Annotated in this window: 19 protein-coding genes; 17 read left to right on the top strand and 2 right to left on the bottom strand. The window is 31.2% G+C overall.

Going from position 1 to position 18,815, the window contains the following annotated elements:
- The first annotated feature begins 7 nt into the window (after positions 1-7).
- The 5 genes from spoIIAB (at position 8) to spoVAE (ending at position 3,241) form a co-directional block, all read left to right on the top strand.
- Positions 8-436 carry an anti-sigma F factor gene (gene spoIIAB / locus ACWJKE_RS02690; protein ID WP_165413395.1) on the top strand — a complete coding sequence of 143 codons (429 nt, stop codon included), beginning with the start codon at positions 8-10 and terminating at the stop codon, positions 434-436.
- 10 nt (positions 437-446) lie between these two features.
- On the top strand, positions 447-1,199 hold the full coding sequence (sigF, locus tag ACWJKE_RS02695; RefSeq protein ID WP_165413396.1) for an RNA polymerase sporulation sigma factor SigF: 753 nt from the start codon (positions 447-449) through the stop codon (positions 1,197-1,199).
- A gap of 206 nt (positions 1,200-1,405) precedes the next feature.
- Positions 1,406-1,858: a stage V sporulation protein AC gene (gene spoVAC / locus ACWJKE_RS02700; RefSeq protein WP_462959139.1), complete on the top strand. Its 453-nt coding sequence runs from the start codon at positions 1,406-1,408 to the stop codon at positions 1,856-1,858.
- A 6-nt stretch (positions 1,859-1,864) separates the two neighbouring features.
- A complete protein-coding gene (gene spoVAD, locus ACWJKE_RS02705; RefSeq protein ID WP_216303694.1) occupies positions 1,865-2,881 on the top strand; it encodes a stage V sporulation protein AD in 1,017 nt (338 codons plus the stop codon).
- On the top strand, positions 2,882-3,241 hold the full coding sequence (gene spoVAE, locus ACWJKE_RS02710) for a stage V sporulation protein AE (protein WP_165413399.1): 360 nt from the start codon (positions 2,882-2,884) through the stop codon (positions 3,239-3,241). It abuts the gene before it with no gap.
- A gap of 46 nt (positions 3,242-3,287) precedes the next feature.
- Here the strand turns inward: spoVAE and ACWJKE_RS02715 are convergent, their stop codons facing one another.
- On the bottom strand, positions 3,288-5,669 hold the full coding sequence (locus ACWJKE_RS02715; protein WP_216303693.1) for a transglycosylase domain-containing protein: 2,382 nt from the start codon (positions 5,667-5,669) through the stop codon (positions 3,288-3,290).
- A 218-nt stretch (positions 5,670-5,887) separates the two neighbouring features.
- Here ACWJKE_RS02715 and yunB point away from each other — a divergent pair, with 218 nt between their 5' ends.
- The gene (gene yunB / locus ACWJKE_RS02720; RefSeq protein WP_165413401.1) at positions 5,888-6,565 is read left to right on the top strand and encodes a sporulation protein YunB; all 678 of its coding nucleotides are present in this window, start codon (positions 5,888-5,890) and stop codon (positions 6,563-6,565) included.
- Between the two features lie 181 nt (positions 6,566-6,746).
- Here the strand turns inward: yunB and hpt are convergent, their stop codons facing one another.
- A complete protein-coding gene (hpt, locus tag ACWJKE_RS02725; protein ID WP_165413402.1) occupies positions 6,747-7,271 on the bottom strand; it encodes a hypoxanthine phosphoribosyltransferase in 525 nt (174 codons plus the stop codon).
- A gap of 121 nt (positions 7,272-7,392) precedes the next feature.
- Between hpt and hflX the strand changes: the two genes are divergently transcribed.
- The 11 genes from hflX to ACWJKE_RS02780 all read left to right on the top strand — a co-directional run bounded on the left by hflX (position 7,393) and on the right by ACWJKE_RS02780 (position 18,632).
- Complete coding sequence (hflX, locus tag ACWJKE_RS02730; RefSeq protein ID WP_220319531.1) at positions 7,393-9,180, top strand: GTPase HflX; 1,788 nt, start codon at positions 7,393-7,395, stop codon at positions 9,178-9,180.
- A gap of 48 nt (positions 9,181-9,228) precedes the next feature.
- Entirely contained in the window at positions 9,229-9,792 is a 564-nt protein-coding gene (locus ACWJKE_RS02735; RefSeq protein WP_220285841.1) for a hypothetical protein, read from the top strand.
- Positions 9,793-9,946: 154 nt separating this feature from the next.
- On the top strand, positions 9,947-10,168 hold the full coding sequence (locus ACWJKE_RS02740; protein WP_165413405.1) for a hypothetical protein: 222 nt from the start codon (positions 9,947-9,949) through the stop codon (positions 10,166-10,168).
- Positions 10,169-10,241: 73 nt separating this feature from the next.
- Positions 10,242-11,138 carry a nucleotidyltransferase domain-containing protein gene (locus ACWJKE_RS02745; protein ID WP_216302769.1) on the top strand — a complete coding sequence of 299 codons (897 nt, stop codon included), beginning with the start codon at positions 10,242-10,244 and terminating at the stop codon, positions 11,136-11,138.
- Positions 11,139-11,164: 26 nt separating this feature from the next.
- The gene (gene pdxR / locus ACWJKE_RS02750) at positions 11,165-12,571 is read left to right on the top strand and encodes a MocR-like pyridoxine biosynthesis transcription factor PdxR (RefSeq protein ID WP_165413407.1); all 1,407 of its coding nucleotides are present in this window, start codon (positions 11,165-11,167) and stop codon (positions 12,569-12,571) included.
- A 33-nt stretch (positions 12,572-12,604) separates the two neighbouring features.
- Complete coding sequence (locus ACWJKE_RS02755) at positions 12,605-13,264, top strand: HEAT repeat domain-containing protein (protein ID WP_220319532.1); 660 nt, start codon at positions 12,605-12,607, stop codon at positions 13,262-13,264.
- A 65-nt stretch (positions 13,265-13,329) separates the two neighbouring features.
- Positions 13,330-13,995: a YigZ family protein gene (locus ACWJKE_RS02760; RefSeq protein WP_165413409.1), complete on the top strand. Its 666-nt coding sequence runs from the start codon at positions 13,330-13,332 to the stop codon at positions 13,993-13,995.
- A gap of 198 nt (positions 13,996-14,193) precedes the next feature.
- Positions 14,194-15,612, top strand: a complete 1,419-nt coding sequence (locus ACWJKE_RS02765; RefSeq protein ID WP_462959140.1) for an IS1182 family transposase — start codon at positions 14,194-14,196, stop codon at positions 15,610-15,612.
- 220 nt (positions 15,613-15,832) lie between these two features.
- Positions 15,833-16,573 carry a YebC/PmpR family DNA-binding transcriptional regulator gene (locus ACWJKE_RS02770; protein ID WP_220287813.1) on the top strand — a complete coding sequence of 247 codons (741 nt, stop codon included), beginning with the start codon at positions 15,833-15,835 and terminating at the stop codon, positions 16,571-16,573.
- Positions 16,574-16,837: 264 nt separating this feature from the next.
- A complete protein-coding gene (locus ACWJKE_RS02775; protein WP_220319533.1) occupies positions 16,838-17,188 on the top strand; it encodes a hypothetical protein in 351 nt (116 codons plus the stop codon).
- Positions 17,189-17,570: 382 nt separating this feature from the next.
- Positions 17,571-18,632, top strand: a complete 1,062-nt coding sequence (locus ACWJKE_RS02780) for a hypothetical protein (RefSeq protein ID WP_220319534.1) — start codon at positions 17,571-17,573, stop codon at positions 18,630-18,632.
- The last annotated feature ends 183 nt before the right edge of the window (positions 18,633-18,815 follow it).

Consider the following 18,815-nt stretch of genomic DNA (forward strand, 5'->3'; position numbering starts at 1 on the left):
GATTAGTATGTGTTACAATAGAATTAAAATTGAATTTTTAAGTAAATCGCAGAATGAAAGTTTTGCAAGAGTAGCAGTAGCAGCATTCGCTTCACAATTAGATCCTACAATTGAAGAAATTACCGACGTTAAAACAGCAGTATCAGAAGCAGTTACTAATGCAATTATTCATGGATATGATAATGAAGAGGAAATGATTAATATAGAAGCTATTATTAATGGAACTGAACTAACAGTGATAATAGAAGATGTAGGAAAAGGAATTGACAATTTAGAACTCGCTAGGCAACCATTATATACTTCCCGCCCAGATTTAGAGAGGTCAGGTATGGGTTTTACTGTAATGGAGACTTTTATGGACAGTTTAGAAGTAAAGTCTGATAAAGGTAGGGGAACAAGTATAATAATGAAAAAAATATTTAATCCTTTAAGTTAGGTGGAATATTATGGATCAAAAAATAGTAAGAAAAGAAAACTATACTTATGAAGATAATATGCAACTTATTCAATTGGCTAGAAATAAAGAACCGGGTGCATTAGATACGTTGGTGGAAATGAATTTACCATTAGTTTCATCAATAAGTAAAAAATTTCTTAATAGGGGATATGAGTATGATGATATATTTCAAATTGGATGTATTGGCTTAGTAAAGGCAATTAATAATTTTGATACTAAGTATAATGTGAAATTTTCTACATATGCCGTACCTATGATAATGGGAGAGATTAAAAGATTTCTTAGAGATGATGGAATTATAAAAGTAAGTAGAAGCGTTAAGATTACTGCAAGACAATTACATTATGATAAAGATACTCTAACCAAAGAATTGGGGAGGGAGCCTACTATTGATGAACTGTCGGTTTTTTCAAAAATTGAAAAAGAGGATATAGTATATGCATTAGAGTCTGCTAGCAATATGCTGTATTTATTTGATACAATACACCAAGATGATGGTGCCCCAGTACTATTAATAGATAAATTAAGTGAAAAATACGAAGAAGATAATCAGGTTTTAGATAAAATTTCCCTTAAAGAAGCACTTAGAAAACTTGATGCAAAATCAAGGCAAATAATTATGCTCAGATATTTTAAAGATAATACACAAATTCAAGTTGCAAAAATGATGGGGATTAGCCAGGTACAAGTATCGAGAATAGAAAAAAAAGTTTTGAAAATAATGAGGGAAAAGTTGATCTAATAAAAGTGAGTGTATAAGATGAGATATAAATAAGGAACTTCAATTTTAAATTTTGAAGTTCCTTATCTATAAATTCGTCTTATTTTTTTTGACTAAAAATAATATTAATGCAAATACTAACATAAAGAATTAGCATATTATATTTGCATAATACAATATAATAAATGATTAGTAGTGACTATTAAAAGCGACAAGGAGGACATTTCATGAAAGTGGAAGAAAAAACTATAAGAAAAAAATTTGATAAACTTAATTCTAATAACATCCCTAAACCTAATTTAGGATTGCATTGTTTTAATGCTTTTTGGGTTGGAGGCTTAATATGTGTAATAGGACAATTTATCAGTGACATTTTTTCTGGAATTGGTATTCCTAAAGATGAGGTAGGCACATATGTATCTATAGTTATGGTTTTTATGGGAGCTGTGCTTACTGGCATAGGGGTATATGATAAGCTAGGTGATTTTGCAGGAGCAGGTTCTGTTGTGCCAATTACAGGGTTTGCAAATTCAATCGTTTCACCAGCAATGGAATTTAAAAAAGAGGGTTTTGTTTTTGGTGTTGCAGCTAAAATGTTTACTATTGCAGGGCCCGTTTTAGTATATGGAATAGGGTCATCTGTAATTGTAGGAATTTTATATTATTTTTTAAGGTGGTGATTTAAAATGGGTAGAAGAATTGGTCTTCAAACAGTAGAAATCGAAAGTAAACCTAGAATTATCAGTACATATAATATAGTTGGGCCTAAGGAAGGGCAGGGACCATTAAAAGAGTATTTTGACCGGATTTTAGAAGATGATCTTAATGGAACTGAAAGCTTTGAAAAAGCTGAAACTAGTTTATTATATACTGCTGTATCAGAGGGCATAAAAAAAGCAAAACTAAAAGAAGTTGATATAAATTATCTACTAGCAGGTGATTTATTAAATCAGTTATCTTCTTCATGTTTTGCAGCTAGAGATTTGAATATACCATTCCTAGGACTTTATGGAGCTTGCTCAACTATGGCAGAGTCTTTAAGCGTTGCTTCAATGATAATGGAGGGTGGGCTGGCTAATTATGTTATAGCAGCTACTTCATCACATTTCTCATCAGCTGAAAGGCAATTTAGATTGCCACTGGAAATGGGAAGTCAGAGAGCTCCAACAGCGCAATGGACCGTTACAGGTGCAGGAGCAATGATTTTGGGGAAAAAAGGTAAATTTCCATATGTTACCCATGTTACAACTGGAAAGGTCAAAGATTATGGAATAATTGATGTGAATAATATGGGAGTTGCAATGGCGCCAGCGGCTGTAGACACTATTAAACAACATTTTATGGACACGGGTCGAAAGCCTTCGGATTATGATATTATAGCTACTGGAGATTTGGGCATTATAGGAAGAGAATTTACAGAAAAACTATTACTAGAATATAAGTACGATATGAAGGGTCATTACATTGACTGTGGTGAGGAAATTTTCGATGCGCAGACCCAAGGAACTAACGCGGGTGGTAGTGGTTGTGGATGTTCTGCAGTGGTTGCAACAGGGTACTTACTAAAAAATATGCTAAAGGGAAAATTTAAAAGAATACTACTAGTTTCCACAGGTGCACTTTTAAGTTCAACTTCACCGCTTCAAGGAGAAACAATACCAGGAATTGCTCATGCCGTTTCAATAGAGTTTGGGGGTGAATAAATGAATAATTATATTATGTCTTTTATAGTTGGAGGGATAATTTGCATAATAGGCCAAATACTTATGGACACTACTAAATTAACTCCAGCTAGAATACTAGTTTTATTTGTAACTGCTGGTGTAATATTAGGTGCATTAAATATATATGATGTGGTGATAAAATATGGAAAAGCAGGTGGAAGTATACCTCTTCCTGGGTTTGGGTATAGTTTAGCTAAAAGTGTAATGAAGGAAGTAGATGAAGTTGGTATTATAGGAGCATTTACAGGAGGTATAAAGGGTACTGCGGGCGGTATTACTGCTGCAATTTTCTTTGGATATATTATGGCGTTGTTATTCAATCCTAAAACTAAAGGGTAATAAAAAACTACTATCAAATATTTGATAGTAGTTTTTTATTTATGTGTTAAGGCTTAGTAAAATAGTTACCTTTAGTTTTAGGAATGCTAGCTTTAGGAGTGGCAACTGGGGGGAATATACTATTATTTGAAAAGGTGTCAACTGCTGTTGGTAATACATAAGCAGAGTCCTCTAGAAATACATTAGGTGTATAATTTCTCTTTATAAAAACTTTTGTTTCAATTTTTCCAGGTGGCGTAAATTCTGATGCAAGAACATATTTACCACTTGGGTCTTTGATAACCTTAGCCAAAACATGTATGTTATCAAGGGATGTAGGTTGAGTTCCATCAATAAATAGTTCGGAGTAAACTCTATTGCCTCTTGGGTCTGCATAAGTTAAATCAGTAGGTATATCACCTGAATCTTTTGATACGGAATAGGGAGATATACCAGAAGGCATTTCTAAGTTTTTCACTGGAAGAGACGTATGGGCTTTTTTCATAATATTTCCCCATAGTGAAGCGGCATCATTACTTCCAATATTTTTAAGTTCATCTCCCTTATCGGTTCCAATCCAAACAGCTGTAGAGTAATATGGAGTTAAACCAACAAACCACAGATTCTTAGAATCGGAAGAAGTACCAGTTTTACCTCTGACTGGCATGTCGCCAAAAACAGCATTTGTTCCAGTACCACCAGGACTTACAGGTCCTTTTAATAAATCATATATAATGTATGCACTTTGAGGAGATAAAACAGGTTTTGTTTCAAGTTTTGTTTCAAGCAATACTTTACCAGATCTATCGACTACTTTAGTGTATAATCTGGGAGTTGTACGTAGCCCATTGTTACCAAAAACACCATATGCCGCTGACATAGTGAGAGGATTAGTGCCTTTATAAGTACCACCATCTAATTGTCCAAGGGCCATAGCAGATATACTATTCTTATCTTGGTCATCTAACTGCAACCCAAACTTTTCGCCATAAGAAACGCCAGTCTTAAGACCAATCATATCCTCAATTTTAACAGCTGCAACATTAACAGAATATTTTAAGCAATCTCTAAGAGGTAAATATCCCTTATATCCAAGCGGGGAATTTCTAGGATTATAAGGAGGTGTACCTGGAGCAGAATATTTCTTGCCAATGTCTTCAGGTATAGGTGAATCTTCAATAATAGTAGAAGCTGTAGCTGTTTTTGAATCGATAGCTGGACCATATACGGTTAGTGGCTTAATGCTTGATCCAGGAGCCTTTAAGTAGTCATTCGACGCACCTCTGTTATAAGACATAGGAACTTGGTCACCACGTCCACCTATAATAGTTTTAACTTCACCTGTATGATAATCTGTGATAACACAGGCTGCCTGGAGGCCTGCTTGCGTTGATTTCATAGGATCATCAATTAGTTTCTGTGATGCATTTTGCATATCTCTATTCATGGTTGTATAAATTTTTACACCATCGTACATAAGCATTGAATATGCTTCCTTTTTACTAATATTATTTTGTTTCATTAAATCCTCAGCAACCTGTAGGAGTACAGGTCTTGAGAAGTACTCATAGTTCATTTTGTTTGCATCTTTTTGTGAAAAACTAAAATTTAAATCTTCAGCCATAGCTGAATCAAATTGTTCTTTGCTGATTTTGCCACTATTGTACATATTATCAAGAACGGCTTTTGTTCTATTTGAATCAAAAGCTTCTTTATTTTTATTTGATTTAGATGCCAAATTATATGAAACACTAGGATTTTGTGCAGCGCTAGCAAGAAAAGCGCATTGTTTTAAGGTCAAATCTTCAACAGATTTGTTAAAATATTGATGAGAGGCTGCTTCTACACCATGAGCATTTCCTCCTAGAAAAATAGTGTTCATATAAGTCTCTAAAATTTGAGACTTGGTCAAAACTTTTTCAATTTGTAAGGATAAAGACATTTCTTGAATTTTTCTCTTTATAGAAGTTCTGTTTTCCATAGAATCTTCTAAAAACACTCTATACTTAACTAATTGTTGAGTTATAGTTGAAGCGCCCTGGAGACTTTGACCGCTACCAGCTATTTTTATCTTTATATCATTAAAAATAGCACCACCAAGTCTTTTTAAGTCAACACCTGGGTGTGTTTGAAATCTAACATCTTCAATACTTATAAATGAATCCTGAAGGATGACCGGAACTTTATTAATAGGTACATTAATTCTTCTTTGTGAAATAACATATTCATCCATAGTCTTTCCAGAATCGTCTAATAACATTGTAATCTCATCCAATTTTAAAAATTCATTAATATCTAAGATAGGAGCTGTCTTAATCATAGCTAGAACTGCTCCTCCAATAACTACACTGCTTACTAAAGCTATAATTAGAAAAGTAAAAACAAGGGTTCTAAAAACATGTTTCTCAGTTTCTTTTTTCTTTTTTTTATTAGGTTCTTCTTTTTCCATTAAGTATCCTCCTTGCATTTCTCAGGAGCTGAAAACACTTATTAAGTAGCTTTCCGCCTTCTAAAAATTCATCTTGTTTAACTATAATTAGCTTTTAATATTATACCATATAATCATGGTATTTATTTGAATGTGGCTTAATATAGAATATTGAGTTTGAGTTGGATATTTAAATTCTTTACCGTAAAAAAGTTACATATAATAGCATATAACCTTAGATGGAGGTAATAAATATCAAAAATAAAATTAAAGTTAGGATATTAATAATTATAGCCATAATTATGATAAATTTTACAATATTCATATACATTTTTGATAAAACCGTAATGCCAACGGTAATGGCGGTAGCGGATGCGGAAATGAGAGCAAAGGCTACAGAGATTGTAAATAGATCAATTATTAGTGAATATTCCAAGCAATTTAACTACGACCAGGTTATAAGAGTGGATAAAGATTCACAGGGGAATATTGTAATGCTAAAAGCGGATACTCTAAAAATGAATAAAATAGCATGTGATGTTGCTTTAGAATCCCAAAAGGAACTTATGAAATTGGGGGAGGTTGGTATGAAAATCCCAATAGGTTATATAACAAGAAATAGTATTTTATCTTATTATGGCCCTAAAGTAACCATAAAAATGCAGCCGATAGGCCATGTAGAAACTAAATATTCTTCTGAGTTTGAAAGTGCAGGTATAAATCAAACAAGGCATAAAATTTATGTTAAAGTAAAAACTACCGTTAAAGTAATTGCGCCTTTAAAAAGTAATGATATCGAAGTAGCTAATGAAGTACCAATTGCTGAAACTATTATAGTGGGAAAAACACCTAATACTGCAGTTCAATTAGATTTAAATGGTACAGATTTTAAACTGGGCAATAGTGGTAGTGATTAACAAAAATATAAAAAATAAAGTACGCTATTAATAATAACGTACTTTATTTTTATAAACTAACAATATGTATTTAAGAAGTATTGAAAAAGTGAGTTATTAAATAATCTCCTGCGGAGCTGCAATATTAACGACTTTCCCTCTGAAATGTCATTAATATGGACTTCTCTGATATAGAAGGTTATTAGTCTTCCCAATTAAATACGTATGGTATATTCCTATAGTAATCTCCGTAATTCAATCCATACCCAACTACAAAAAGATCTGGAATTTCAAAACAACAATAATCAGGTGTTATCTCAATTTTTCTTCTAAGTGGTTTATCTAAAAGAACGCAAGATTTAACGCTGGTGGCACCTAAAGACTTAACGTGAGCCACAACGAAATCCATAGTTATTCCAGTATCAACAATATCATCTACTATTAATACATCAAAACCTTCAATATTGTCAGGAATATCATTTATAACATTAATTGATCCACAAGACTCTTCACCATCACCATAGCTTGAAGTTGTCATAAATCCTATTTTTGTAGGCACAGTAATTTGACGCACAAGGTCTGCGGTATATATAAAGCTACCTCTTAATAATGAAAGAATATATAATTTTTTTTCGCAATAATCTTTCGAAATCTCAGCACCAAGTTGCTCTATTCTTTCATCAATTTGGTCTTTAGTTATAAGAATATTTCTTTTTTTATTATCCAATGTTAATCCCACCCTCTATATATATTTACATTAATGCTTTAATGGTATAAAATTATATGAAAGTTGTCAAGTATAAGTATAAGGATACTTGTTAAATATTATTAGAATGGAGTGATTTACGTTGATATATGGAAATATTGGTGGAGTTAAAAATTCAATTTTAAATAAATTGGAAAATGCTTGCGATATAACGGTTTCCAAAGATTGCATTTTGTCTGAAGAATTGGTAGACATACTAGTCGAGGTAACAAAAGATTTGGATAGAGAAATTAGCGCTGCAATTGATAGAAAAGGTAAAATAATTAGTATGGCAATTGGTGATAGTAGTACAGTGGAATTGCCTATAATCGATATAAGAGAAGGTCGATTATCGGGGGTTAAAGTAGTACACACTCACCCAAATGGTAATTCAAGATTATCTGCGCTGGATATGTCAGCTTTAACAAAATTAAAGTTAGATTGTATAGTAGCTATTGGTATAGGAGAAAAAGAGAATTTAAAGTATAACATAGGTTTTTGTGGAATAGAAAAGAGCATTTTAATAGAAGAAGAAATAGGACCAATAACTATAAATGAAGTAATGGAATATGATATTTTAGACAAAATTAGATATATTGAAAAATTAATGAAAACAAGTGAAATTGTTGAGGATGATTCAGAACGAGCTATTTTAGTAGGAATAGAAAGTGAAGATGATTTAGTAGAACTTGCAGAACTTGCAAAAGCATGTAATGTAGAAACTATAGATACAGTACTTCAGAATAGACATAAAATAGATTCGGCTTTATATATAGGTAGAGGTAAAGCAGAAGAGGTAGCTGGTCTTAGGCAAGCAATAAGAGCGAATATAGTAATCTTTGATGATGAATTATCAGGCTCTCAAGTTAGAAATTTGGAGGAAGTACTTGGATGTAAAGTTATAGACAGAACTACACTAATACTAGAAATATTTGCACGAAGAGCAAGAACTAGGGAAGCAAAAATTCAAGTTGAACTTGCACAATTAAAATATAGATTACCACGTTTAACAGGACTTGGAACTATACTATCAAGAACAGGTGCGGGAATTGGAACAAGAGGACCTGGAGAGAAAAAATTAGAAATAGATAAAAGGCGAATAAGAGAAGGTATCTATGAATTAAATAAAGAACTTGAAAAAATAAGAAATACTAGAAATGTGCAAAGAGAAAAGAGAAGTCGCGATAGCATTTCAAAAGTATCTTTAGTTGGATACACTAATTCTGGAAAATCAACACTTAGAAATGCATTATGCGATGTAGCAGCATTAAAAAGTATTGTGCAAAAAGAAAAAGTGTTTGAAGCAGATATGCTTTTTGCAACTCTAGATGTAACAACAAGAGCACTACTATTGCCTGATAATAGAGTGGCAGCAGTAACTGACACAGTAGGTTTTATAAGGAAACTTCCCCATGATTTAGTAGAGGCCTTTAAATCAACCCTTGAAGAAGTTGTATATTCAGATTTGTTGCTGCACGTGGTAGATGCATCATCTGAAAACGCAGTACTACAAATAGAGGCTGTAGATGGGGTTCTAAGAGAATTAAACGCAATTGATAAGCCAACAATATTGGTGTTGAATAAAATTGACAAAGCCTCACAAGAAAATATTTTGAAAATCAAAGAAAAATATAAGAATTTGAAATCAATTGAAATATCGGCTAAAGATGGTACAAATTTGGAGGAGCTTCTAAAAGAAACTTGTAAAGACCTTCCATATACTCTTAAAAAATTTAAGGTGCTTATTCCATATACTGATCAGGCAATAGTGGCATATTTGCATAGAGGATCAAAGGTTGATACAGAAGAGTATATTGAAGAAGGAACGCTTATGTCAGTACAAGGGGACGACGAAGTTTATAATAAGTGTGAAAAATATATTTTAGTGTAGTTGAAATTTCTTTTTTATAAAAAAATCTTCATAAGTGTAATAAAGTCAATGGGCATCTTATATAATTTAATATTAGGTCCGAAGCATTTATCAAAGAACTTAGGAGTAGATATGGGAGAAGAAAAATCAAATCCAGATAATGAAAAGAGAAAAAACAAAAAAATAAATCAGTATAACGTCAATAAACTAATTAAAAAAATTATAAATGATATTAATGAACAAGATAAGGTACCCAATGATGGTCAATTTGATACCTGTGACATATGTGACATATCCAATAATTTTGACGTTAAATCATTAGCAGATAAGGTTGTAAATATAAATGTTTTAAGATTCGAATTAGATAGATTGCAACTAGATTTTAAAGCAAGTGCGTATTTTGAAAATGACATAAGACCGTTAATAGACACTCTATATACATTAGGCCTTGCATCTATTAATTTTTCAACCGCTGCAAGTAATATGTCGAATACAAATTTTGGACGCAGTTCAGAAATAAAAAATGCTCTAGGTTTAGCTGAAGACGTTAATGAAATTTCTGAAGATTTAATTAAAGTGTTAAGATGTAAAGTTGATAACATGCTGAAATTATCAAAGCATGATTGTAAATAATCTTCATAATGATAAGGAGAACAGGGTTATTAATATTAAACTTGATTCTCTTTATTTTTTTATTAGAAAATTATATGCTTTTCTTTTTTTTATTAAGATTATTATAATAAAAACTGGTAAAAATAGATATGATAATGAATTTGGAGGTAATATCATGAAAAAAATATGTCCTGTTTGCAATAATTTAGAAAGGAATATTTGTAATTGTGAAAAATGTAGTGCTATAATGAACGATAAAGGAATAATACAAGAATTTTATGATGATTATACTGCTAATATGGAGATTGATGACAAAGATCAGTTTTGTGTTCATATATATCAGTGCAGTAATTGTGATTTTTATGAGAGAATTAAAGTTAATAAAATATTCATTTAGGAATTTGATTTTTAAGACAACTAAACATATTTTAAAATTATAAGGCACATAAAAACTTGGGGGAGGCAAGGAAATGATGAAAACTATTTTGCAATATCAGAAAGCTTTTAATAGTGTAGTAGATAGAATAAAAATCGACGAATCTGTTTTATCAGTAATGGTTTTTGGAAGTATGGTAACAGGCGATTTGTGGGAAGAATCAGATATTGATATTTTCGTAATTGTCAGGGAGAAATTCAGTGAGATTAGGGACATATATGCACAAGAGAAGGGTGTTCCTATTCATATTAAACTCATGGGTAAGGAAAAATTCATACAACTTTATTCTGATAATCTAAAGGGCGGATATATACATAGAATTTTCTCATCCTCAAGACTTATATTCTCAAAAGATATGGATATAACAGTAAGGTACGACGGTGGTAGATTTTTCCCGGATGTAGATAGAGAGCGATGGGGAATGTGTTTCCTAGGAAAACTCTTAAAAGATATTGGCGTATGTAAAAAATATTTATCAAGTGATGGTGTATATACGGCCTATAGTACTGCGATAAGATGTATAGAGAAGTATTCAAGATTATTTGTCAACTCGTCGGGATATATGATTAGTAAGGATGTAATGACTATGGCGCTTAATTTAAATGAAGACTTTAAACTTTGCGTTGATAAATTGTTTTTTGAAAAATCAAATACAGTGGAGACAATTCAAGAAACTATGACATTTTTAGAACAAAGCATAAACTCAAGTATTAAGAGTAATTGTAGCCTGCTTTTAAACTATATGAGAGAAAAAGATAAGTTTTTAAGTGCTGAGGAAATTATGACGGAGGATTTGTTTAAGGATTTTGATATAGAAATGGAAGAGTTGCTTAATAAACTTTGGGAAAGAAATATTATTAAAAAGGAAATTAGGGATTTTAAGATAAACAAGGATAAAATCTTATTTAATCAAAATGTTTACTTTGTTTAACATTTTCGGGATAGATAGGTGGAGATATGCATAAGTATGAAATTAAATTTATCTCCGAAATTCCTAAGTATATAGAGATATCAAAGCATATAAAAAAAATGATTGATGAAAATATGGTTGACGACGGTGAAAAATTACCCTCAATAAGGAAATTATCAAAACTGCTGGTGGTTAATGATGTTACCGTAGTTAGTGCTTATAAAAAACTTGAAGCTGAGGGCTATGCGTATCAAAAGATGGGGAGCGGAACTTACGCTAAACGAAGGGATACAAACAGTAAGTTTAAAAAGGAATATTCTAATACCTTAAAAAAAATTTCTGGTCAAGACCTAAAAAAATATATAGATTTTACAGGAGAAATTACAAGTAGTGAATATTTCCCTGTAACAGTCTTTAAAGACGTATTAAATGAGGTATTAGATAGAGATGGCACGGAAGCATTTGCCTATAAGGAATCTTTGGGGTATGAGGGACTTAGAAATAGTATAAGTAGTTTTTTTTGGGACAATAAGGTAAACACTGAAGATATATTGATTCTCTCAGGTGCGCAACAGGGTATTGATATAGTTTCAAAATCTATAATAAATGTTCATGATAACGTTGTTGTAGAAAAGCCGACCTATGGTGGGGCACTAACGGTCTTTAAATGGAGAAGGGCAAATATATTTGAAGTTGATATGTTAGAGGATGGCGTGAATTTACTTCAATTTGAAGAGATACTGAAAAAGAATAGGATAAAATGTTTTTATGCCATGAGTTATTTTCAAAATCCTACAGGGGCCACCTATAGTTTGGAGAAAAAGCTAAGAATATTAGAACTCGCAGAGTTATATGATTTTTATATCGTTGAAGACGATTATTTATCTGAACTAATATATGACCAAAAGCAATATAAGAGTTTTAAGAGCTTAGACATATTTGATAGAGTTATCTATATAAAGAGTTTTTCAAAGATATTTCTACCAGGAATAAGGCTCGGATACATGATATCACCAGAGAAATGCAAGGAGCATATTCAAAATTCCAAAATTAACACAGATATATCAACTTCAAGTCTTATGCAACGTGCTTTAGATTTATATATAAATAAGGATCTTTGGAAAGAACATATAAGTCGTCTAAATATGGCTTATAAGGACAAATATAACTTTATGATAACTTGTATAGAAAAAAACATGGGTGCAAAGGCTAGTTGTTATACCCCTGGAGGGGGAATTCATTTTTATTTTAAGATAGCTACTGGTTTGAAGATTAATTCCATGGAATTGTTTTATTTGTGTAAGCATAGAAAAGTTTTAATAACACCAGGGGTTTTATTTTATAAAAATGCTAAAGAAGGTAATGATTACTTTAGATTAAGTTTTTCAGAAATAAGAAAACCAGAAATAGAAGAAGGAATTAATATTATTTCAGAGATACTAAGTGGAAAGTAGAAAAAAATGGCTACAAGGTAAGGAGAGGAGCTTTTGAAAAAGGGATTAGTGGACGTTGATTGGTTGTGCATTAGCAAATATTCTAACGAAGAGATATCTTATTTCTTGTTTTTGGAAGGGAAAACTATGGAAGCCATATGTAAAATTAGAAACTTGGATAATGCCATTGTGCAAAAACACATTATAGATGGTAAAATAAAATATAGATTTTTAGTGCATAGCAATGATACTGATGAGCTTTTTAAGAGTATTGCTAAAGCAGGGAAAGAGGATAAAATTTATTTCTTGAATTCATTGGAAGAGGATAATAAAAATAAATTAACGCAGCTAATAAAAACGAGTTATGTGGAGATGCACCCTAAAGATAAAGAAGTCGCAGTTTGGATATTAGGAGAATTAAAAGAAAAATCTTGTTTAAACATTTTAATCAAAGCTTCCGTGCATAAATTCTTAAATGTACGGAGAATGGCAGTTTCAGCTATGGGTAAAATGGGAGATGCGAGAGCTGAAGGAGCATTACTTAGAGCCTTAGAGGATGAGAATCCACAAGTAATAAGCTATGCAATAAAATCTCTAGGTAAAATAAAAAGTGAAAAAGCTATTACAAAAATAAAATACATATATGACAACACAGAAAAAAAATACATAATTGATGCTGCTGAGAGGTTTTTATTACTAATGGAGCAAATATAAATAGAAATTAGAGTGGGATATTAAATTTTTATTTGGAATATTCAGTAATAGTTGGGAGAATTGAAATGGGTTACTTTACAATAAAAGATGAATCAATCGCTGAATTTAAAGAGAAAAAGTCCATTTTTATAGGACATGGAAAAAGGGTTGAAAGCGAAGATGAGGCTAAGGAATTTATCCAAGCGGTTAAAAATAAACACAAACAAGCAAGACACAATGTTTATGCCTATATAATTGGCGAAAACAGAGGGATACAAAGGTATAGTGACGATGGAGAGCCTCAAGGTACGGGAGGAATTCCTATGCTAGAAGTTTTGAAAAAAAGTGATATTACAGATGTAGCGGTGGTAGTTACCAGATATTTTGGAGGAATTCTTCTAGGCACTGGAGGCCTTGCAAGAGCATATTCGAAAGGTGCATCACTAGCTATTAAAGAGGCAGGGGTAGTGGAAAAGGTTGAAGGTATTTCAATAGATATACTAATTGAATACGATTTACTAGGGAAGCTACAACATGTCTGTGCTAAAGAAAATTTTTATATAGAGAACGTAGAATATACTGACAAAGTGAGGATTAAAATACTTTGTCAGTTTAGTAATCTAGAAAAATTAAGGGCAGAAATAACCCAGGTTACTTCAGGAAAAGCTCTGTTTTATGAAGAAGATCCAAAAATGTACTTCAAATTAGAACATAGATTATATGATAGTGAAATTATAAACTCTATCCTTTAACAATATTTCAGCTCCGCAGGAGATGACTTAACACATGTAAGAAAAGTATATATACTTTTCTTCAGACCGTTGACAAACATAAAATGTAAAACACTCTAATTTAAAATTGGAGTGTTTTTTTCATATTCAAAAAGGATTTTAGGACATCGATGTCGAATATATATAGTATACAAACTTTATAATTCGGAGGGCATTATTATGATTAATGAAAAGAACTTCACACAACAAAAACTAGAAATGGTGTATTTGGAAGATTTAGTTCCTAAAGACCATATTCTGAGAAATATAGATAAATACATGGATTTCTCTTTTATAAGAGAACTGACTAAAAAATATTACTGCTTAGATAATGGAAGACCTGGCGTAGATCCTGTTATACTTTTTAAAATGCTGTTTATTGGGTACCTATTTGGAATAAAATCTGAACGACAACTTGTAAAGGACATTGAAGTAAATGTGGCTTATAGATGGTTTCTGGGACTAAGTCTTACTGATCCTATTCCAGATCATTCAACAATTAGCCAAAATAGACGTAGACGGTTTAAAGGTACAGATGTGTTTCAAAAAATATTTGACGAAGTAGTATTTAAGGCTATAAATCTTAAGATGGTAACCGGTAAAATACTTTACACAGACTCTACACACCTAAAAGCAAATGCTAATAAGCGAAAGCTTGTGAAAATTGAAGTTGAAAAAACGCCGAAAGAATATGTAGCTGAACTTAATAAAGCAGTGGAAGAAGATAGAATAAACCATGGTAAAAAACCTTTAAAGGAAAAAGAACCTGTTACCAAAATAAAAGAAACTAAAGTTAGCACAACCGACCCCGACAGTGGATATATGATGAGAGATGGCAAGCCGGAAGGCTTCTCATATTTAGATCACAGAACTGTCGATAGCAGACATAATATAATTACTGATGTGTATGTTACTCCTGGAAACATAAATGATGTTGATCCTTATATCGATAGATTAGATGTGCAAATAAAAAAGTTTAATTTTAATACAAAATATGTTGGTGCAGATGCTGGTTATGCTACAAATCTTATATGTAAAGAACTATATGAGAGGGAATTAAAATCTGTAATGGGATACCGTAGGTCTCCACATACAAAAGGAATGTACACAAAAAATAAATTCCAATATGTTAAAGAGCAGGACATTTACGTATGCCCTGACTTAAGGGCTTTACATTATAAAACGACAACAAGAGAAGGATATAAAGAATATGTTGGTAATGCAAAATATTGCGAGATATGTCCAAATAGAGCTCAATGCTTTTCTGCAAAAAGCAAGTTTAAAACTATTAGAAGACATGTTTGGGAAACGTATAAAGAAGATGTTGTAAAGTTCACCAGAACAGATAAAGGCAGAAATATATATAGAAGAAGAAAAGAAACTATAGAGCGAAGCTTCGCAGATTCAAAACAACTGCATGGGCTTCGCTATTGCCATATGCGTGGATTAGAAAATGTGCAAGAGCAGTGTCTGCTTACAGCAGCAGTGCAGAATATGAAAAAGATAGCTAGCCTGCTATCTTTACTGTTTTTTGATTTTCTAACTAAGAAGATAGTTGTTATTTTAAATTTATCCATAACTCAAAATGCTATCGCATAATTGCATGTAAAAAACCCAGTATAATAAAAAAATTATACTGGGTTTGTAAACAACCTGAAGAAAAGTATATATACTTTTCTTTTTTTATTTGAAAAACGCTTTATTTCTATGATATAATGGGAATGTAATGTATTTAAAACCAATTGATAGAAATATTGGTATTTATTAGAGAAGGTTAGAATATTTCATATGAAAAATAGTTAGTTGGGGGGGATATCAAATGTCAGGACATTCAAAATGGCATAACATACAACAGAAAAAAGGTAAGATTGATGTTATAAGAGGTAAGGTATTCACAAAATTAGGTAAAGAAATAATAATGGCAGCTAAAAATGGTGGGTCTAATTTAGATATTAATGCTCATCTTAGAGATGTAGTTGCAAAAGCTAAATCTAATAATATGTCTCAAGAGACAATAACTAGAGCAATAAAAAAAGGTGCCGGAGAGCTTGAAGGCGTAAACTATGAAGAAATAGTTTATGAAGGCTATGGAGCAGAAGGCGTTGCTATAGTAGTTAAGACGCTAACGGACAAGAAAAATAGAAGTGTGGCAACTGTAAGGCATGCTTTTGATAGACATGGTGGAAACATGGGAGCGGCTGGATGTGTAAGCTGGATGTTTGCTAAAAAAGGACAAATCATCATAGAAAGAAATGAAACTATGGATGAAGATGAGATAATGATGGTAGCATTAGAAGCGGGTGCAGAAGATTTTAATGCAGAAGAGGAAATGTTTGAAATAATTACAGCTGCAGAAACTTTTGGAGCTGTAAGAGAAGTGTTAGAAACAGCGGGTTTTGAATTTGCTTCTGCAGAGGTTACAATGATACCAGATAACATGATACCTATTAGCCTAGAAGGCGCCGGTAAAGTGCAAAGACTTATAGATGCACTTGAAGATGATGATGACGTGCAGGACGTTTATCACAATGCAGAGTACCCTGAGGAATTTGAGGGATAGATGGTTTGCAGGCAATCATCAGAAATTTAGATGTTTGTATAATGATATACATGTTACCGTAGAAAATTTAAGACAATGATATACTGAATTTAACCACTTTCAATAATAGATACACAATGTATCTGTTATTGGAGGTGTTTTTTTATTTTACAGAAAATATGGTGGTAAATATAAGAGGAATTTGTATAGTATCAAAAATAGTATATTTTAATTCAATTATCCTAATAATATAAAGAACAAATAATCTTAGGATGGTGTGTAAAAATGAAGAATGTAAAAATTGCTTCAACATTTATTATAATTAGTATATCTATTTTGCTATTTACTGCTTGTAATTCCATGAAGTCGCCGACTAATACTACTAAAAAAGCTATCCTTCCAACAGCAACAAAAACAATTTACTCTGACACTCTTAAAGGACTAGTTACGGCTAAGACAATAACACAAACCCAGTCAGATAAAGTAATGGAAGAGGCAACAAAAAATGTGTCGCAAGTTAAAGGTAGTATTAATAGATTAGGTACATTAGTAGAAAATCGTGTAATTACTCAAATACAAGCTGATAAAATAAACCAAGAAATTGAGAAAGGTATGAAAGGTATTGAGGGTAAGTAGCTAAGGGTAAGATTACCCGTAGAATAATAGGGGAGCTTAGAGATGAGCTTCTTTTTTTGTCGTGCAAAAAGGATGGTAATATACGAGACCCTATGAAAGAGTGCTCTAATGTAATATTTATATCACATTAGAGTAAAACTTAGTGGGAGTATAAATCTCCTTCTGAAGTCATTAATATTGCAGATTCGCAGGAGATGACTTACACAATTAGAGTAGGAGAAATACTACTTTCGTTCTTTAGTTTGCAAAAATATTAGGTTTACTAAGAAAGTTGATAAATCAATTAACCAAATTTTTCATAATTATAAAATATTATGTAAATTATGATATAATATGGATATGTAAGAACGGATAAAAAATAATTATATACGAGGTGGATAAGATGAAGTGTTTTAATAATTTCTTAAAAAATATGTTAATTAATGATTTAGAACGTAAGGCATATTATGAAAGTAAGAAAATATTAGAAAAAAGAAAGCCTATTTATGTATCAAGACAAAAATGGTTAAATATCCGTAAAGTCGCTATAGATGAATTTGTAGGAGAAAACAGAAATCCTAGAAATATTAGAGAACTTGAATTTAGTACATGCTATAAATTTTTAAATAATAATAAGCCTTCTTATATTAATAACAATGAATGGGATTATATATTGAAAAAATCTACAGAGGTATTAGAGGAACAAATCAAAAAAATAGTTATGGAAATAAACTATTACAATGATTTTTCAGTGCTTTTAGGTTTGAATAAACCTCAAAATATTAAGCAAGATATATGGAATATAATACAGAATAAAATTTTTGATGTATTTATATTATTAAAAAAATACAATGCTAGTCAATATTATTTTAATACAGATAAAATACTAGATTTATTAAAAGAAAAAAAACAAAATGGAATGTTAGAAGATAAGTGGCTGGATTATTATAATTTCTTAAAAGAGTTGTATTTACAAAATTTATTAAGTAAATTATATTCTATAAAGTCTCCAATTGAATTTATAAATAATCATCCACTAGAATATTTGGAAGACAAAAAAATTTATGAGTTAAAGCATGAGGCATATAGATTAGAACTACTTGCCTTTAAAATACTTTGTTATACTAAAAATCCGAAAGAATTAATTAAAAAGGAAAAACCTGCTTGGATTAAAGATATTGATTTTAAAATAATAGTATTAGATTTAAAGGGTAAAATTGAGATTGACGAAAAGAGAGAAGAATACAAAGAAAAACTACAATTGATTAATGGAATTTTAAAATGCAATAAATTACAGATGGATAGACCGAAAAATATAAATGAAGAAGACTGGTCATACTTATTTGATCTAGATAAAAGTATAAAAGATAAAATTGATAATAACAAGAAAAATGATATGGCGAAAAAACTAATTGAAGATGAAGAAGAAACAAAATATATGAAAAAAATCACAAATATATTATAGGATAATAAATTAGTACAATATATATTCGAATAAAATTTGTTCAATGATGGTATAACACCTTAGTGTATTGATTAATTATTAATACACTAAGGTAGGTTTAATATTAAACACCCTGTGGTTAATTCATCCCTTGAGAAAAAGTCAAAATAACTCAAAATAAGAGCGTTACAGTATATACTGTAA

This window comes from Clostridium sp. CM036 (genome assembly GCF_055081135.1).

Bases quoted from the DNA above. Each gene is read 5' to 3' on its own strand.
- ACWJKE_RS02735 (WP_220285841.1), top strand. From the start codon at position 9,229: ATGGGCATCTTATATAATTTAATATTAGGTCCGAAGCATTTATCAAAG.
- spoVAC (WP_462959139.1), top strand. From the start codon at position 1,406: ATGAAAGTGGAAGAAAAAACTATAAGAAAAAAATTTGATAAACTTAAT.
- spoVAD (WP_216303694.1), top strand. From the start codon at position 1,865: ATGGGTAGAAGAATTGGTCTTCAAACAGTAGAAATCGAAAGTAAACCT.
- yunB (WP_165413401.1), top strand. From the start codon at position 5,888: ATGGAGGTAATAAATATCAAAAATAAAATTAAAGTTAGGATATTAATA.
- spoVAE (WP_165413399.1), top strand. From the start codon at position 2,882: ATGAATAATTATATTATGTCTTTTATAGTTGGAGGGATAATTTGCATA.
- ACWJKE_RS02760 (WP_165413409.1), top strand. From the start codon at position 13,330: ATGGGTTACTTTACAATAAAAGATGAATCAATCGCTGAATTTAAAGAG.
- ACWJKE_RS02770 (WP_220287813.1), top strand. From the start codon at position 15,833: ATGTCAGGACATTCAAAATGGCATAACATACAACAGAAAAAAGGTAAG.
- ACWJKE_RS02715 (WP_216303693.1), bottom strand. From the start codon at position 5,669: ATGGAAAAAGAAGAACCTAATAAAAAAAAGAAAAAAGAAACTGAGAAA.
- ACWJKE_RS02780 (WP_220319534.1), top strand. From the start codon at position 17,571: ATGAAGTGTTTTAATAATTTCTTAAAAAATATGTTAATTAATGATTTA.
- ACWJKE_RS02745 (WP_216302769.1), top strand. From the start codon at position 10,242: ATGATGAAAACTATTTTGCAATATCAGAAAGCTTTTAATAGTGTAGTA.
- ACWJKE_RS02765 (WP_462959140.1), top strand. From the start codon at position 14,194: ATGATTAATGAAAAGAACTTCACACAACAAAAACTAGAAATGGTGTAT.
- sigF (WP_165413396.1), top strand. From the start codon at position 447: ATGGATCAAAAAATAGTAAGAAAAGAAAACTATACTTATGAAGATAAT.
- ACWJKE_RS02740 (WP_165413405.1), top strand. From the start codon at position 9,947: ATGAAAAAAATATGTCCTGTTTGCAATAATTTAGAAAGGAATATTTGT.
- pdxR (WP_165413407.1), top strand. From the start codon at position 11,165: ATGCATAAGTATGAAATTAAATTTATCTCCGAAATTCCTAAGTATATA.
- spoIIAB (WP_165413395.1), top strand. From the start codon at position 8: ATGTGTTACAATAGAATTAAAATTGAATTTTTAAGTAAATCGCAGAAT.
- ACWJKE_RS02775 (WP_220319533.1), top strand. From the start codon at position 16,838: ATGAAGAATGTAAAAATTGCTTCAACATTTATTATAATTAGTATATCT.